The sequence below is a fragment of the Thomasclavelia sp. genome (assembly GCF_017889095.1).
In the GTDB taxonomy this organism is placed as follows: domain Bacteria; phylum Bacillota_I; class Bacilli_A; order Erysipelotrichales; family Coprobacillaceae; genus Thomasclavelia.
In genome coordinates this window covers 1-17,299 of record NZ_JAGHEW010000016.1, presented here as the reverse complement: position 1 = coordinate 17,299, position 17,299 = coordinate 1, and the positions used below count along the sequence as shown (strand labels likewise).

The 17,299-nt window shown below is 28.6% G+C and carries 14 protein-coding genes; 2 read left to right on the top strand and 12 right to left on the bottom strand.

Annotated features, from left to right (window positions below; all coding sequences use genetic code 11):
• Positions 1-2: 2 nt before the first annotated feature.
• From pulA to J7M77_RS00720, 9 genes are all read right to left on the bottom strand, one after another.
• Positions 3-2,087, bottom strand: a complete 2,085-nt coding sequence (gene pulA / locus J7M77_RS00760) for a type I pullulanase (protein ID WP_296875037.1) — start codon at positions 2,085-2,087, stop codon at positions 3-5.
• A 195-nt stretch (positions 2,088-2,282) separates the two neighbouring features.
• Positions 2,283-3,062: an HAD-IIB family hydrolase gene (locus tag J7M77_RS00755; RefSeq protein ID WP_296875035.1), complete on the bottom strand. Its 780-nt coding sequence runs from the start codon at positions 3,060-3,062 to the stop codon at positions 2,283-2,285.
• Positions 3,063-3,157: 95 nt separating this feature from the next.
• Entirely contained in the window at positions 3,158-5,554 is a 2,397-nt protein-coding gene (locus J7M77_RS00750) for a glycogen/starch/alpha-glucan phosphorylase (protein ID WP_296875034.1), read from the bottom strand.
• A gap of 28 nt (positions 5,555-5,582) precedes the next feature.
• Positions 5,583-7,445: a 1,4-alpha-glucan branching protein GlgB gene (glgB, locus tag J7M77_RS00745; protein ID WP_296875033.1), complete on the bottom strand. Its 1,863-nt coding sequence runs from the start codon at positions 7,443-7,445 to the stop codon at positions 5,583-5,585.
• 323 nt (positions 7,446-7,768) lie between these two features.
• Positions 7,769-8,656 (bottom strand): LysR family transcriptional regulator, encoded by an 888-nt coding sequence (locus tag J7M77_RS00740; protein WP_296875031.1) that lies wholly within the window; start codon positions 8,654-8,656, stop codon positions 7,769-7,771.
• Between the two features lie 71 nt (positions 8,657-8,727).
• Entirely contained in the window at positions 8,728-9,603 is an 876-nt protein-coding gene (locus tag J7M77_RS00735) for a DUF3737 family protein (protein ID WP_296875029.1), read from the bottom strand.
• A gap of 133 nt (positions 9,604-9,736) precedes the next feature.
• Entirely contained in the window at positions 9,737-11,206 is a 1,470-nt protein-coding gene (locus J7M77_RS00730) for a glycoside hydrolase family 1 protein (RefSeq protein WP_296875027.1), read from the bottom strand.
• A gap of 75 nt (positions 11,207-11,281) precedes the next feature.
• Positions 11,282-12,988: a cell wall metabolism sensor histidine kinase WalK gene (locus J7M77_RS00725; protein ID WP_296875025.1), complete on the bottom strand. Its 1,707-nt coding sequence runs from the start codon at positions 12,986-12,988 to the stop codon at positions 11,282-11,284.
• Positions 12,978-13,655, bottom strand: a complete 678-nt coding sequence (locus J7M77_RS00720) for a response regulator transcription factor (RefSeq protein WP_296875023.1) — start codon at positions 13,653-13,655, stop codon at positions 12,978-12,980. The genes J7M77_RS00725 and J7M77_RS00720 overlap by 11 nt, the downstream gene beginning before the upstream one ends.
• A 172-nt stretch (positions 13,656-13,827) precedes the next feature.
• Between J7M77_RS00720 and J7M77_RS00715 the strand changes: the two genes are divergently transcribed.
• Both J7M77_RS00715 and J7M77_RS00710 read left to right on the top strand, forming a co-directional pair.
• On the top strand, positions 13,828-14,418 hold the full coding sequence (locus tag J7M77_RS00715) for a hypothetical protein (protein WP_296875022.1): 591 nt from the start codon (positions 13,828-13,830) through the stop codon (positions 14,416-14,418).
• Entirely contained in the window at positions 14,411-15,031 is a 621-nt protein-coding gene (locus J7M77_RS00710) for a LytTR family DNA-binding domain-containing protein (RefSeq protein ID WP_296875020.1), read from the top strand. The genes J7M77_RS00715 and J7M77_RS00710 overlap by 8 nt, the downstream gene beginning before the upstream one ends.
• Positions 15,032-15,234: 203 nt before the next feature.
• Here the strand turns inward: J7M77_RS00710 and J7M77_RS00705 are convergent, their stop codons facing one another.
• From J7M77_RS00705 to J7M77_RS00695, 3 genes are all read right to left on the bottom strand, one after another.
• Positions 15,235-15,513, bottom strand: coding sequence for an ImmA/IrrE family metallo-endopeptidase (locus J7M77_RS00705; protein ID WP_296875018.1), 279 nt, complete (start codon positions 15,511-15,513; stop codon positions 15,235-15,237).
• Between the two features lie 39 nt (positions 15,514-15,552).
• Positions 15,553-15,708, bottom strand: coding sequence for a hypothetical protein (locus tag J7M77_RS00700; protein WP_296875016.1), 156 nt, complete (start codon positions 15,706-15,708; stop codon positions 15,553-15,555).
• A gap of 463 nt (positions 15,709-16,171) precedes the next feature.
• Positions 16,172-17,299: hypothetical protein (locus J7M77_RS00695; RefSeq protein WP_296875014.1), on the bottom strand; the 1,128-nt coding region annotated here is incomplete at its 5' end.

Sequence of the window (17,299 nt, the reverse complement as noted above, 5' to 3'; positions counted from 1 at the left end):
CTTTATTTAGCTAAAATAACAACTGTTTTAGCTCCTATTTGTTTATTTGTAATCAATCCATAAAGCAACTGATAATCAGTTTCACTATAATCGAAAGTAAAACTAGATGGATTAATATAGATTACAAATTCACGATATTTCCCTTCATCTTGTTTTAGGGTATATTTTAACATTTTAAAGTCGATATTTTCAACCTTAACGTTTTCTTCAATTTCTTTAACCGTTGCATAACGGAAACATTTATTTTCTTTACGTAATTTAATGATTTTTTTAATATCATTAATATCATCTTTATAAATATCTCGAAAATCCCAATTAATACAGTTAATATTATCAGGTGAATTGTAACTATTACCAATTCCCCCTTTAGTCCGATAAAATTCCTGTCCAGCATGAATGAACGGAATCCCTTGTGACAGCAAGGTGACGATCGTTAAATTCTTTTGGCGATTTAAAATTCCGTTTAAACCTTCTTCAACATTAGAGATATATAATTTATCAAAAACAGTCGCATTATCATGGCATTCAACATAATTGATTGATTGATCCGGCGTAGTATAACGATTGCAGCCTAAAATACAATTACGAGCTCGTTCAGTTTCATACAAATTACCAGTAACAAAACCTTTATTAACCAAGACACCATCACTGCTGCCCCCTTTGATAACTTCTCTAAATTCATCATTAAAGAAACTAATATTAGGCATTTTGTAATGATTATACTGCATCGCTTTTTTATCATCTGGTAAATTAGTAGGCATATTCCAGCCTTCACCATAAACCATAAAAGATGAATCGTACTCATGGCAAATCTGATAAACAGTATTAATTGTTTCAATATCAATGATTCCCATTAAATCAAAACGATAACCATCAATACCATAAAAACTTTGCCACCGTCTTGACATATCAATAATATATTTACGAACCATCATTTTACAGCTATCAAGATCATTACCACACCAAGAACCGTTTGATAAAGTCCCATCCATGTTTTTACGGAAATAATAACCTGGTACAATGCGCTCAAAAGCACTAGCATTAACATCATACATATGATTATAAACTACATCCATGATTACTCTTAAACCACGACGATGTAATTTAGAAATCATTTTTTTACACTCTAAAACCCGACTATAACCATCATTAGGATCTAAACAATAGCTTCCTTCAGGCACATTATACTGTGCTGGATCATAGCCCCAATTATATAATAATTCTGGATTATTTTCATCAACTGTCGCAAAATCAAAAATCGGCAATAATTGTACATGCGTAATTCCTAGTTCACTTAAATAATCTAAACCGGCACTATTATTATGCTTAGTAATCAAACCGACTTCACTTACCCCAAAAAATTTCCCCTTATAATTGCTTTTACAATTTTCATACATAGTAAAATCACGAACACTAAGTTCATAAATTATAGCATCCGTTTTTTGTTTTAACGGTTTTAAATAACTACGATTTAAATCAAGATTACATTTATTCAAATCAATGATAATACTCGCTCTTCCATTAGCTGAAGAACTATATGCATACGGATCTAAAGCATTAATAAAACTATCATGATGTCTTACTTGATACAAATATTCACAATTATCATAGTCACCTGGTAAAAGTAAGCTAAAAACACCCTTTTCCGTTCGTTTCATTTCATGACTTAATGTTTCATGATCTTTATTGATTAAAACTTTAACTTGCAAAGCTGTTGGTGCCCATACTTTAAAACTAGTATAATCAGGATAATAACGACTACCCAAATCATCGCCACCATAATAATTTGCTTTCATAAACTCAGGATCATTAACTAGCTGGGTATATTGTAAAGTTTCTGTTAAGCCGTAAGCATCAACTACCTGATAGACTTGTGAAAAATCAATTTTGACATCATCAAAAAAATAATGCATATATACTTCTTCTTCATATTTACCGGAAATTTTGATTTCTTGGAGTTCACCAGTTCTAACATTCCGCAAATAAAACTTATCCGAATTCCCTCCATAATATTGTCTTACAAGTAATACTTCTATTTTGTTTGCTAAAACCATTTTAGCGATCATTCTAATTGCACTATTTTCCATGATATTCACCCTCTTACCTCGACAACATTATATCTTATCATTTGCAATAAGGCAATGACGTAAAATGACGTTATTTTAGTATTTTTTAATATTATCTTAATATAATATAAATAATCATAAATAACTTTTTTAAACGAAATAATTATCTAAGATAATACCTGTCACCAAACTTGTTTTAAACAATATTTTTAATTTTTATTCCACTAATGCAAATATTTTTAAAGCTTCACTAACACTATTTACCCAATAATCTGTTTTATCCTTTAATTCTTGTGGTGCATCATTAAAAGTAAATGAAACATCGACATTTTCCAGCATCGACAGATCATTATAAGAATCACCAATTCCCGCCATTTTTAAAATTTGGTATTCTTTTTGAATTATTTTTAAAGCATTTCCTTTTGAACATTCTTTCATGACAATATCAATTGAATTTGTATTTTGAAATCCTATTAATTGAGAATATTTTTTATTAATTAAGCAATTCTTTTCATAAGCTGTTTGATCATCTTTAAATACTAATGATATCCCATAAATCTTTTCATCTTTTAACTGCTTAATATCTTTAATAATTATTACATTATGTTCATTTTCGAATTCTTTTTGTGATTTATAAACACCATTAGGATTTGCAGTTTGGACAATGACTATTGCCTGATTGCAATATTCTTCATATATTTCCTGAATATATTTAAAAATGATTTTACGTTCATAAATTACTTGTTTATTTTTATCTAAGATCAATGCTCCACTAGAAATAATATAAAAATCAGGTTTGATTTGATCATCAAATTCATTAACTACCCCACAATAAGGACGGCCACTGCAAAGTCCAAATAAAAAATTACTGTTTTGATATTTTTTAATAGCTTCAAGATCACTTTCTTTAACTGGTGGAATCAACTTTGGAAAAAACAAAGTTCCATCAATATCACTTGCAAATGCTTTATTCATAGCGTTATTATTATAAAGCAAAAATACTTTATATTCTCCTTTCTGTTTATTTTATAAGTATTATACCAAAATAAAGAAGAAACCTATTAAAGATTTCTTCTTTACAAGTAAGATATTTAGAATTTAAGTTTTTCTAAGTGCCAAATATCATCAACATATTGTTGGATTGTACGGTCTGATGAGAAGAAGCCGCTTTTAGCAATGTTAACTAAGCATGCTCTAGCCCAGCAGCTTGGATCTTGACGTAACTTACGAATTCTTCTTTGTGTTTGGCAATATGCTTCATAATCAGCGAAAACAAAGTATTCATCATTTTTGTTCATTAATTCTTCAAAAATAACTCTGAATTCTTCACGGTTTTCAATAAATGTTCCATCCATTAAACTATCGATAACTCTTCTAATTCTTGGATTATTATTATAATAATCCCAAGCATTATAAGTACCGCTATTACGTAATTCTTTAACTTCATCATCTTTTAAACCGAAGATAACGCAGTTTTCATCACCGACTAATTGCGCAATTTCAACGTTAGCACCATCTAAAGTACCTAAAGTAATTGCCCCGTTCATCATGAATTTCATATTACCAGTACCACTAGCTTCTTTACCAGCAGTTGAAATTTGTTCAGAAACATCAGCAGCTGGCATGATTTTTTCTGCAAGCGTTACTCCATAGTTTTCTAAGAATACTACTTTTAAGTATTCATTAGTTTCAGGATCGTTATTAACAACATCACCAACACTATTAATTAATTTAATAATTTTCTTTGCAAAATAATATCCACTGGCTGCCTTAGCACCAAAAATAAATGTTCTTGGTTCAATGCGATAATCAGGATTATCTTTCATTCTAAAGTATAAATCAATGATGTGTAATACATTTAATAATTGACGTTTATAGGCATGAAGACGTTTTACTTGAATATCAAAGATACTATCAACATCAACTTCAATACCATTATGTTCTTTAATGTAATCAGCTAAGATTTGTTTTCTTTGACGTTTTACTTTCATGAAACGTTTTTGTAAAGTTTTATCATCAACATGATCCATTAAATCTTCTAATTTTTCAGGATGTTTGATCCAGTCATCACCGATATATTCACTAATTAAAGCTGATAATTCAGGATTACAGTATGCTAACCAGCGACGATGCGTTACCCCATTTGTTTTATTGTTGAATTTATTTGGATATAATAAAGCAAAATCTTTCAATTCACGTTGTGCTAAAATATCAGAGTGTAATTTAGCTACCCCATTAACACTAAAGCTTCCCACGATTGCAAGTCTTGCCATATATACAGTACCATCACGTAAAATCATTACTCGATTTACTAATTCTTCATCATGATCACTAACCATTTTAGCGTAACCGATAAAACGACGATGAATTTCTTCAATGATTTGATAAATACGTGGCAATAATGATTTCATTAAATCAATTGGCCAAGTTTCCATAGCTTCAGCTAAGATCGTATGGTTTGTATAAGCAAATGTTTGTGTTGTAATATCCCAAGCATCATCCCATTCAAAGTTATGTTCATCAATTAAAATTCTCATTAATTCTGGAATTGCCAAAACTGGATGAGTATCATTTAATTGAATAACAATTTTTTCATGGAAATTACTTAAACTTGGATATTGTCTTAAATGAGCTTTAACAATTGATGCTAAACCAGCACAAGTAAAGAAATATTCTTGTTTTAATCTTAATGTTTTTCCAGCTGGTGTTGAATCATCTGGATAAAGCATTTGGCAAATATCACGAACATTTTGAACATATTGTCTAAAGTTTTGATTAGCTGGAATGTTATCACTAGCTTCAGCTGACCATAAACGTAATGTATTAGTTGTTGCAGTATCATTACCTACGATTGGTACATCATAAGGAACGGCAAATACTTCTTCAGCATCAACGTGTTCATATTTTCCAGTTCTTTCGTTAAAGACAATTTTTCCAAAGAATTTAACTGGAACGCGATGTTTTGGTTTTCTAACTTCCCAGTTAAATCCAGTTTGCATCCATTGATCAGGTAATTCGATTTGGTATCCATTTTCAATTTTTTGTTTAAATAAACCATATTCATAACGAATTGTATGACCATGACCAGGATATTTTAATGATGCTAAAGAATCCATAAAGCAGGCAGCTAAACGACCTAAACCACCATTACCTAATCCGGCATCCGTTTCTAATTCTTCTAGATCATGAATATTAATTCCATATTCTGCTAATCCCTCTTTAGCAATTTGATAAATACCAAGATTCATCATGTTGTTTACTAAAAGACGCCCCATTAAAAATTCCATTGAAAAATAATGCATTTGTTTTTGACAATTGTTACGAATCATAGCTTTACTAGTTGCCCAGTTAACTGAAGCATAGTCACGAACCATTGTTTCTAAAACTAAGAAACGTTCAGTAATATGACTTTCTTCAACTGTTCGTCCATATGATTCAATAATTCTACGTGAAAACTCAAATTTAAATTCTTCTTTGTTTTTAAACATATTATCTCCTCTTTAATAATTACCAGTTTTATTTTGGTGCTTTGTATTCAAATATCATGCTGCCAAAAGGAGCAATATTAACTGGTATATAATATTCTTTATTTAAAGTTTGACCTTTTTTAGCTCTAATAGCTCGTTTATTAGTGAAATTGCTTCCAGTATAAATATCGGTATCACTATTAATAATTTCTTTATATGTTCCCGGTTTATTAACTGGAATCATATAACCTTCATGTTTATTGGCAGTAAAGTTCATTACAGCAATCAATGAGCTGCCATCAGTGCCTTTTCTTTCAATCGCAAAGACGCTTTGAGCTCGATCATCAACTACTAGCCATTCAAAACCATTCATACCATAATCTTGTTCATACATACATAAATGATCTTTATAAATTTCATTTAATTTGATCATAAAGCGATGGAATGAATCATGAATTGGATATTTTAAAATATTCCATCCTAAAGCTACTTTTTCATCCCATTCTTTATATTCACCTAATTCATTACCCATGAAGTTTAATTTTTTACCTGGATGAATCATCATATACACATACAATGTTTTCAATTGTGCAAATTTTTGTTCATGAGTACCCCAGATCTTATCAACGATAGTTCCTTTACTATGAACTACTTCATCATGAGAGAATGGCAAAATAAAGTTTTCGCTATAAAAATATGCCATTGAAAAAGTTATCAAATTATGATCACTTTGACGATAAACCGGATCAAGTTTCATATATTTCAAAGTATCATTCATCCAGCCAAGATCCCATTTATAATCAAATCCTAAACCACCAACTTCAGGTGCCTTGGTTACACCGTTAAAATCACTTGAATCTTCAGCAATCAGCATAACCCCTGGATGATAACCTTTCATATGATTATTCATGCGGCGCATAAATTCTACCGCCCCATCATTTAAGCCAGCTTCTTTATTACCTTTCCAGTAAATCAAATTACTTACGGCATCAAAACGAATTCCATCAACATGGAAATATTCCGCAAAAAAGCCCACGCTACTCATTAAAAAGCTGCGTACTTCTTCACGACCAACATCAAAGTAAGCACTATCCCATTCTGTATAGCGACGATTGATATCAGGATAGTCATAGACAAAACCACCATCAAACTGATATAATCCATGTCCATCTTTAACAAAATGAGCAGGAACAAAATCCATGATTACACCAATTCCCGCTTTATGGCAGGCATTGATAAATTTCATTAATCCTTTAGGTTCTCCATAACGACTAGTTACACTAAAATAACCAGTAGCCTGATAACCCCAAGATCCATCAAATGGGAATTCGGTTAGTGGCATTAGTTCTAAATGAGTATAGTGATTTTCTACTAAATAAGGAATGAGCAAATCAATCATTTCTTCATAAGTATAAAATTCACCATCTTCTTCATCAGTAAAATCTTTTTTCATTTTCCAAGAACCGATATTAGCCTCATATATATTCATTGGCTTATCGAAATTCTTCGTTCTGGCATTAAGCCAGCGTTTATCCGACCAGCGGAAATTTTCAATATTGTAAACTCGTGAAGCTGTTCCTGGTCTTAGCTCACTATAAAAAGCATAAGGATCAGCACGGTCTACAGTTGCAAAGTTTTGGGTTTCAATCCGATATTTATATAAAGCTTTTTCTTTAACCCCAGGAATAAATAATGTCCAAATACCGCCATCGGTGTATCTTTCCATATAATGATTGCTTCCATCCCAATCATTAAAATCACCTATGACCTGCACACTTCGTGCATTAGGTGCATAAACGGTGAAGCGGACACCCCTTTTATGGTTATTAGTCTCTAAATGAGCACCAAATACTTTGTACGCTTCTAAGGTATTTCCTTTATGAAATACGTGAATCAAAAAATCATCGAGCATGTGTCACTCCCCCTTATCTAAGATAGAATCATTATATCATAATAAGATTAGCTTTTCATTAAAAAAATGTTAACGCTTTCAAATCCTGTCTTAGTTATCTTTTGATTTATAATTAATAAATTACCAAAAAAACTACTTAACACTCTCTTGGTCAAACCACTTTTAATTTTTAAATTAGAGCAGGACACGTCCACTATTCTAACATAAATATTCAAAAAGTAAAAAAAATTTTATTAATTATTTAAAAATTATTGCCTTTTTATCATCATAATTTGCAATCCACAAGAAAATAAGTCAAAAATTTGGATAAATTCAAAGTCTATTTATCTTTTTTCCTTAATCTCACGAGCAACAAAATCAATAAATTTTGATACTGCATAACTTAATGACTGATATTTTTTCCAAACAACTAATGCCGTAGTTGTCATTTTAGGATAAAATGGACGAAAACATAAATTTTGATTAACTGATATATTAGTTGCCCCTTCAATTACCAGAGCATAACCAATATCATTATCAACTAAAATAGAAGCTGTAGTCGTTAATTCCGAAGTAGCAACAAAATTCAGTTTATCATAATCACTGCCAATCCATTTTTTTAGCTGATTTTGAGTTTCAATCCGTGCAGTATTAATCAAAGGAATATCTAGTAAATCTTCGACAGTGATATATTCTTTGCTTGCCAGCAAGGAATCTTTTTTCATTAATAAGCCCCATGTTTCCAATTTATTCATTTTTAAAAAATTTAATTTTTCTAAATCAATCGGTTCAATCACAAAACCAATATCGACCAAACCATTATCAATTGCTTCAATGATATGACTACTATTACCATTTTGTAACGTAAATTTCACATCAGGATAATTTTCTTTAAATTTTTTGATATATTTTCCCATGGTAATCGCTGCTTCAATTAAACCACAGGCAATAACAATTTCTCCCGCTACCTGATTTTCCTGATTACTGATTTCTAATTCTGTTTTTTGCGATAATGATACAATTTCTTCCGCCCTTCTTCTAAGCAACATTCCCGTATCGGTTAAAACAATTTTTCGTTTGCCGCGAATAAATAAAGCGGCTCCCAATTCATCTTCAAGCTGCATTAACTGGCGACTTAAAGTTGGCTGGGTAATATGTAAAATCTCGGCTGCTTTAGTAATATTCCCTTCTCTAGCTACCGCTAAAAAATATTTCAACACTCTAATTTCCATCAAATCACCTCGCTTATTCTTTAATTTTAACATTTATTTTACTACAAAAAAAGATGGAGCAACGTTCCATCTTAATTACAAGTACAACAATTTTTACAATCATTATTGTAATTTACATATGAATTAGTTTGAATTTTGCATTTAGTTTTTTGATCTAATACAATTTCACCAATACTGTCAGCATAAATATAACCACTATCAGGATTTTTTACACTAACAATATTCCCTTTAATATTAGCCTTAACTTCACTTTTTTCAAAGCTTAAATCAGTATCGATCATTTCACAATCTTCTAAAACCAATCCTTTAGCATAACATAATGGCTGTGTGCCAATGATCTTACAACGCACTAATTTTAAATTTTCACTATACCAGGCTAAATATTCACCTTTTAAAACACTATCATATACTGTTACATTTTTACTATGCCAAAAAGCATCTTTAGTATCTAAATATGAATCTTTAATTACCATATTTTCTACATACTGGAATGAATATTTACCATTTAATTTAAAATGATCAAGTTCAATCTGTTTGCTATTTAAAAACGGATATTCACCTGTTAAACTACTATTTTCAATTTTTAAATTACTAGACATCCAGCCAAATTCCGGTGAAATAAGATCACAATTTTTAATTGTAATATTTTGACACTCTCTAACTGCTTTGATTCCATGTAATAAACTATTTTCAATTGTAATATCATTATCATACCATAAAGCAGCACGACATAATTCTGTCATTTCAACATTTAAGATACTAGCGTGATTTACATGCCAGAAAGGATATCTTAATTCTAAATAACAATTATCAACGACAATATCATGCGTTTCCTTAAATGGTGATTCACCATCTGCTTCACCAGCAAAAGTACAATTTATCACTTCACTATCATGAATTCCATATAAAGCGCGTTCTTGATCAAAAGTTTGATTTTCTATTTTCATAATATCACTTCTTTCTTTTCCTTATTGACACCACTATCATAATCCGATTTTTAGATTCTGTCTAATACTTATTTTTTATTTCTACCATAGTTAAAAAGCATAACAAAAGCAAAACGCAGGAATAACCTGCGTTTTAATCTAAATCTTCTCCATTAGATGCGATAACTTTTTTATACCAGTAGAATGAATCTTTTCTCTTTCTTGAAAAATCACCAGTTCCATCATCATGACGGTCAACATAAACAAATCCATAACGTTTTGCATATTGTCCAGTACCAGCTGATACTAAGTCAATTGGTCCCCATGTTGTATAACCAATTAGTGGTACACCATCTTCGATTGCTTCACCCATTGCTTTGATATGTGGTCTTAAGTAAGCAATTCGATAATCATCATGAATTGACCCGTCTTCTTCTACTTTATCATAAGCTCCTAATCCATTTTCAACGATCATTAGTGGTGTATGAGGATAACGTCCATTTAACATCTTCAAGGTATAACGTAATCCATCAGGGTCAATTTGCCAACCCCAGTCACTTGCTTCTAGATATGGATTTTTAGCTCCAACTGTCATATTTCCAGCTGTCAATTCAGCATCTTTATTAACTGTAATACAGTTTGATTGATAATAAGAGAATGTATAGAAGTCTACTGTTCCTTCTTTTAAGATCTTTTTATCTTCCTCGCTGATAAATGATGTATCAATTCCATGTTCTTTAAAATAACGGTTCATATAAGCTGGATATTCTCCACGCACTTGAACGTCACCACAGAAATTGTTTTTGAAATCATTTTCATCATAAGTAGCTAAAATGTCTTTTGGATTTGGTGTTAATGGATAAACAGTTACATGAGCAATCATGTTTCCAATCATAAAATCAGGATTGATTTCATGTCCTGCTTTAACGGCTAAAGCACTGGCAACAAATTCATTATGTAATGCTTCAAATGTAACTTGTTCATTTGATTTTAATTCAGTAAGCGGAATACGATGATCAGCATTAACATCATCAGGATCCATGATTCCTAAACCGTATAAGTTTCCAATTCCACCTTCACCCATGCAGGCAATATTGATTTCATTGAAAGTTAACCAATATTTAACTTTATCTTTGTAACGTTTAAAGCATGTAGTTGCATATTTAACGAATAAATCAATTACTCTACGATCACTAAAACCATTATATTTTGTGACAATATTCCATGGAATTTCATAATGACATAATGTTACTAATGGTTCCATTCCATGTTTATGACATTCATCAAATACTTTGTCATAGAAAGCAAGTCCGGCTTCATTAGGTTCTTCATCATCACCATTAGGGAAAATTCTACCCCAGTTGATTGAAAGTCTAAACACATTCCATCCCATTTCCGCAAACATAGCGATATCTTCTTTGTAATGATGATAAAAATCAACGGCTTCATGGCTAGGATAGAAAGCATCTGGATCGATTTTTGGTAAGAATGTTCTTGGTGTATTAACATCACCACCTAGAAGCATATCGGGAACACTTAATTTCTTACCATCTTCTAGATAAGCACCTTCACATTGATTAGCGGCAACAGCACCACCCCATAAAAAATCACTTGGAAAACTCATTTAAATTACCTCCATTTTCATATAATCTCTCTTATTTATATTTTACTAGAGTATTTTAAAGGAGTACAGTTTTTTTTATTTATTTTTCGTCTTAAAATAAAACTTAACCCCATCTTGGCAGTTTTTTACGCCATAATCAAAATGATGTAATTCTAAGATCGACTTGCAAATTGCTAAACCTAGACCACTGCCTTGATAGTCATGAGTTACAAAACTATACCAAATATCATTAATTTGTTCCTCTGGAATCAAAGAACCGCTATTATAAACTGCAAGACCATGATCAAGATAAATAATTATTTTACCCTTTGCCTCTGTATGTTTTAAAGCATTAGATAAAAAATTATGAATTACCGTTTCAATTAATTTTTTATCTGCCTTGATCATTACATCTTTTATTTCCAGACTTACGGTAATGTCTTTTTTCATAAATAAAACATCATATTCATCAATAATTTCTCTTACGCTATCTTCTAAATTCCATGTTTGGATATTTAGTTGTACTTTTTTAGCTTCTAACCTTGAAAGAGATAACATCGATTCCACTAACTGATTAATTCTTTGAATTTCCCGATTAATGATATTTAGATATTTTAATTTATCTTGTTCATTTTCAGTTTCACTAATTAATTCACTATATCCACTTACAATACTGATTGGAGTTTTCATTTCATGAGTAAACTGATTAATGAAATTTGTCCGTAAATTTTCTAATTTTTTTACTTGTTTAATTTCTTGATTTAACTGCTCAACAGTTTCTTTAAGCTGTTTAGCCATGGCATTAATACTGTTTGCTAAACTGCCAATTTCATCATGACGATTAATCTCTAATGGCACATCAAAATAATTATCTTTAATTTTTAATGCTGCCTGTTCGATTTTTTTAATTGGTTTACTAATTGAAAATGCTGATAACATCGAAATAAAAACAACAATAATAAAAGCAACTAAATATAATCCTAAATTATCATCTAAATAAGCGTCAGTAATATAACTAGTGATTGTATCTTGTTTTTCAACGGAAATCATCAAAGCATAAAGAGCTTGATCTTCTAGATTAGTTAAGCGTAACATACTAATATAATAATCCATCTCATTACTTGACTGGAGCCACATAATTTCTTGACCATAACTGTTGATATTTTTAATAACCGTCTTTACATCATTTAAATCATTTAAAAATACATTATAATCATAATTACTCTGAATCATTTTTAGACCATCAATACAATAATCACTAACCATCTTGGCATTTTTTAAATTACCTTGTTTTTTACCATAACTATTATCATCCCATTTTAAATAAACTAACTCATTTTCATTTTCACTATATTCAATTTCAACCATTCCCGGAATTGAATATTGGATGTCTTGTTGCTGTTTGATTAAATAACCACGTAAACTAGTTCTCTGTTTTAATGACAGTTTATCTAAAGAATAATATTTTTCATCAAGACAAAGATAATTATCTTGATATGGGCTTTTACTATACCATTTTATTATTTGGTTATTTTTATCAATGATACATTGATAAAAGTTGTTATCACCAATTTGATCAAGCTTTTCAATTTGCGTAATTACCTCTTGATAGGTAGGTTGACTATCATAATTAATTTTTTCTTTCAGCTCATCAAATTGATTATGATTAAACACAGTATTTAAATGATTATTTTTTTGTAAATTGATTTGATTTTGGAGATTTATTTTTGTCGAAACCGCTAAAATAACTAAAAAAGATACCATTAATAGTAAAAATATCTTGATACTAATTTTACTTTTCACATTCATCACTATCCTTAAACAAATAACCAATCTTAAATACTGTTTGAATATAAAAACTATACTTACCTAATTTCTTACGAATTCTTTTAATATAAGTATCTACTGCTCTAGTATCGCCAAAATAATCATAACCCCAAATAGCATTTAATATTTGTTCTCTTTCTAAAACCCGATATGGGTTTTTGGTTAAAAACTCCAACAACAAATATTCTTTATGGGTTAATTTTAATTGCATATCATCAATAAAAACCTGATAGTTTAAATAATCGATCTTTAAATGATGAAATACTTTGATTTCCCTTTCAAGACCATTTTGTCGTTTACAAATCGCTAAACATTTAGCGTATAAAATCGATAAAATAAATGGTTTAGTAATATAATCATCACCGCCATATTCAAAAGCCTTTAACTGATTTTCCTCTTCACTTAAAGCACTAATAAAAACAATTGGACATTGTAAGTTCTGTCTAATTTGTTTACATACTTCATAACCATCAATTCCTGGCATCATAATATCTAATAATACTAAATCAATTTCATCATTTAAAAGCTGTAAACCACGATAACCATCACTAGCTGCTACTACCGTTATTTCTCTTTTTTGAAAATAAGTCGTAATGATATTTTTAATATCAAAATCATCTTCAATCAACAAGATCTTATACATCATGATCACCTTCTATTTATATTATAAAAACAACTTGTGGATATCTTATGTAAATTATAACATTTTAATCGACAATATTTGTCATTTTCGTCACTTAAAACTGTCGTTTGTCCCAGCCTAATAGTTAAATTATTAAATACAAGATATAATAAGGGTAAAGAAGGTGGTTTAAATGAAATATCGATATAAATTAAAAAAAGATAATCATTCTATAGTTGGTAAGATTATCTTGATCATGATTTACTTTAGCTTTTATTTACTTAGTATCAAACTTTTTCTTATTTATTTTAATTTTATTAATGAAATAATTATTATTTTACTAGGATTAGCTTATTTCATTTTTATTTCAGTTCCATTAGTTTTTACTCCTAAATGGTATTTAACTGATAAAGCTATTGTAATCGTTGAACCAAATGGAATAATTGATAAATGGTATTATTTATTATTTAAAAAAGGAATGCAAATAATTAATTATTCAAGTATAGCTAATATTTCTATTAGCTACAAAAAAACAGCTACACCATATTTATACAATGAAGGCTATCTAGTATTATTTAAGATTCATCTTAATTCTGGTGATGAAATAATCTTTGATTCATTATTACCAGCTAATAAAGATAAATATCTAGAAGGAATTAGTTTACTAGAAAAAGAACAAATTAAAATTATTGATAATTATCAAATTATCGCTACTTTGAAAGAGAACAAAATTTCTTTATATGATCATTTAAAAAAATTAGAAGCAGGTGATTTCAATGATTAAAATATTATGGTTATTAAATCTTGAAGTTAATTTATCATTTTTTAAACAGCTAGAAAAAAAGTTAAATCACCAAATCTGTATTTCAACTACTTTAGATAAGCAGCAAAGCTATGATTTAATCATTTTTGATGATCATTCAAATATCAAAAAACTTAAAGCTAACCCTAAAAGATTTATTTTAATTAATGTAACTAATAGTGATTTAATCTATCATGATTTGATTGATTACTATGTTAAATACATTGATCTTTATCAAGAACTAGATCAAATAATCATTGAAAATAAAACTAAGATATTAGAAAATCTAAATACGATTTATTTTAAAAACGGTAAAATAACCTACTTGATCAAAAAAGAAAATATCATTTATATTGAATCATTTAGAAATTATCTTGTGATTCATACATTGATAGCTGATTATACATTAAGATGTCCTTTAAAAAAGATCAAAAAGATCTTAGGCCAAGGTTATCTTCAATGTCATAAATCTTTCATCGTAAATCTTGATAAAATATCAATGATCAAAAGTAATTATCTTTTTACAATTAATAATATTAAAATACCAATTGGTAGAAAATATTCCAAATCAGTAAACATTTATAAAATTGTTTAAGCAAAAAGACTATCACACTGATAGTCTTTTGCACTAAAAATTATCTATGTCATTAATATCAAATAAATTATTTCGAACATTTCGATACTTCTTATCATATTTTATAGGATTAATTTCTTTAAAATCATTTTGATATTGTGTAGATTTAATTATATCCTGAAATATATTATTGGTTCTATCAATATTATTCTTACACATATTTATTATAAATCTAATTCAACTATTCTTTTGGAAACAGCAGTTTCTGAAACATCAAATTCTTTTGCCAAAGATTTACAAATTTCAATATCATCTATCCCTAAAATTTTACGCGCCTTATATTTATCAATAAAATTATTTCGTGGCATTAATAGTGCTGCTGCAAATCTATTAACACGTTTTTCTCCAGGTGCTTTTATATTTTCTTCTTCTAAACTATAAGCATCTGCGTAATCATTATAACCATCATAATCAAAAATATAATGTCCTAATTCATGAGCCATTGTAAAACGTTGATGTCCCCGATTATCTTTTGAATTGATTTACAATATCTTTTTACTACCAAATATTTCTTCAAACTCTTTTTTTATCCCAATTCTTCCAGATAAATTATCGGGCATTTCAAGGCTGAATATTTTTATTCCTACTCGATCAATTATATTAGCAATTTGAGTTGGAATCTCTTTTAAATCAAACATTTCTCTAACTTCTATAGCAATGTTTTCAATTCTATCCAGATCATAAAATGTCATTAAAATAATTATACTTTTTTCTTAACTCATTAAATACACACATATCAATCCCATCTTTCTTTTTCATTTATGAAATAGTACTCCTGTTTGTCAAGTATATGACTATACTAATAAATAGAATCATATAATTTGTTGTATTTTGGCAAATATAACTTTTAAATTGTATCAATTTTCAATAATATATTATCTACATTTATTCACTCAAATCATATCATATTCTAAAATAAAACTATATATATATTGATGTCAAAAAACATTATCATCAAAATAAAAAAGACTTTCGATAATTAGTAAACCAATACCGATAGTCAACTGTTTCCAAAAAGAATAGTCATAACCACTACAGTTATCTGTTCTTTTACAAAGCGTTATTATGAAATTATTAATAGCTATTAAATACTACTTTTAGTTAATATATAAAAATGATGTAATGAATCAAAAATGATATTATTGAGTAAATAAAATTTATGATCTTATAATCTTTACTGTTATTAATTAAATTCAATGACAGTAAACAAATTAACAAATTCACCAAAACACTAACAACAAGTAGAAAATATAGTTTAGATGTAATAACAATACTCAACAATAATTGTCCAAGTTTTAAATCTAAAATAATTATTGCTGTCAGTATTAAACCTAATAATAGTATATTTACATTAAAATATCGTTTGCTTTTTTGATCAGCTACATAGTGAACAATATAAATTTTATTTGAAATATCACTAAAGTAAGCTGAAAATACAATTTTATTAATAAAGATAGAAATAATTATAAATAATACCATCCATAATCCCCATAAATTATTAGGAAATTTTGATAAATACAAAATTGGCATTATAAAAAGAATCGCTGTTTTTAAATATAAATATCTTATCTTTCTTAGTTCACATAATATTCTTAAAAACTCAGCTTTAAAAAATGATATTTTCTTATTTGCAAAACAATTTTTTAAATATAATTTATTCACACTATTTTTATCTTTTAATTTTAAAAATTTTAAGATAATTGCATAATATCCACATATACTAACCAAAACAATCATCGTAAACCAAAATAAATGCAGATGATTTTGAAGATAAAATAAACCAATTACAATTACATAAGTAATGATCATAGCAATAGTATGATTATTGTTATTATATTCACTGATTAGTAATAAACAAAGCCATTCTCCAAACAATGAAAAAATTATAGCAACTAACATCATCAATAAATTAGAGTAATTGAAAATTTCAATACTTATGATATTAAAAGCATAAACAAAACCATCATGAACAATCGCTGATATTAAGACAATAAAAATAGTGATCATTAATGGACAAAAACTTTTGAGAAAAAATATTTTTGATTTTGCGATTGGACTAATTAACATGATATCTAAACTGCCATATTCTATTTCATCAGTAAAATTTAAATATAAAAATTCACTAGATAGCATTGCCACAAATAATAAAATTAATGGAATTGCCTGATGAATTGGAATAATCGGCGTAAATTTTGTAAAAACAAATTCCATCGTAACTGGAAATAATAT

Excerpts from the sequence above, each read along its gene's own strand:
- glgB (WP_296875033.1), bottom strand. The coding sequence starts at position 7,445 with ATGCTCGATGATTTTTTGATTCACGTATTTCATAAAGGAAATACCTTA.
- J7M77_RS00720 (WP_296875023.1), bottom strand. The coding sequence starts at position 13,655 with ATGTATAAGATCTTGTTGATTGAAGATGATTTTGATATTAAAAATATC.
- J7M77_RS00700 (WP_296875016.1), bottom strand. The coding sequence starts at position 15,708 with ATGTTTGATTTAAAAGAGATTCCAACTCAAATTGCTAATATAATTGAT.
- J7M77_RS00715 (WP_296875022.1), top strand. The coding sequence starts at position 13,828 with ATGAAATATCGATATAAATTAAAAAAAGATAATCATTCTATAGTTGGT.
- J7M77_RS00740 (WP_296875031.1), bottom strand. The coding sequence starts at position 8,656 with ATGGAAATTAGAGTGTTGAAATATTTTTTAGCGGTAGCTAGAGAAGGG.
- J7M77_RS00750 (WP_296875034.1), bottom strand. The coding sequence starts at position 5,554 with ATGTTTAAAAACAAAGAAGAATTTAAATTTGAGTTTTCACGTAGAATT.
- pulA (WP_296875037.1), bottom strand. The coding sequence starts at position 2,087 with ATGGAAAATAGTGCAATTAGAATGATCGCTAAAATGGTTTTAGCAAAC.
- J7M77_RS00710 (WP_296875020.1), top strand. The coding sequence starts at position 14,411 with ATGATTAAAATATTATGGTTATTAAATCTTGAAGTTAATTTATCATTT.
- J7M77_RS00705 (WP_296875018.1), bottom strand. The coding sequence starts at position 15,513 with ATGGCTCATGAATTAGGACATTATATTTTTGATTATGATGGTTATAAT.
- J7M77_RS00730 (WP_296875027.1), bottom strand. The coding sequence starts at position 11,206 with ATGAGTTTTCCAAGTGATTTTTTATGGGGTGGTGCTGTTGCCGCTAAT.
- J7M77_RS00735 (WP_296875029.1), bottom strand. The coding sequence starts at position 9,603 with ATGAAAATAGAAAATCAAACTTTTGATCAAGAACGCGCTTTATATGGA.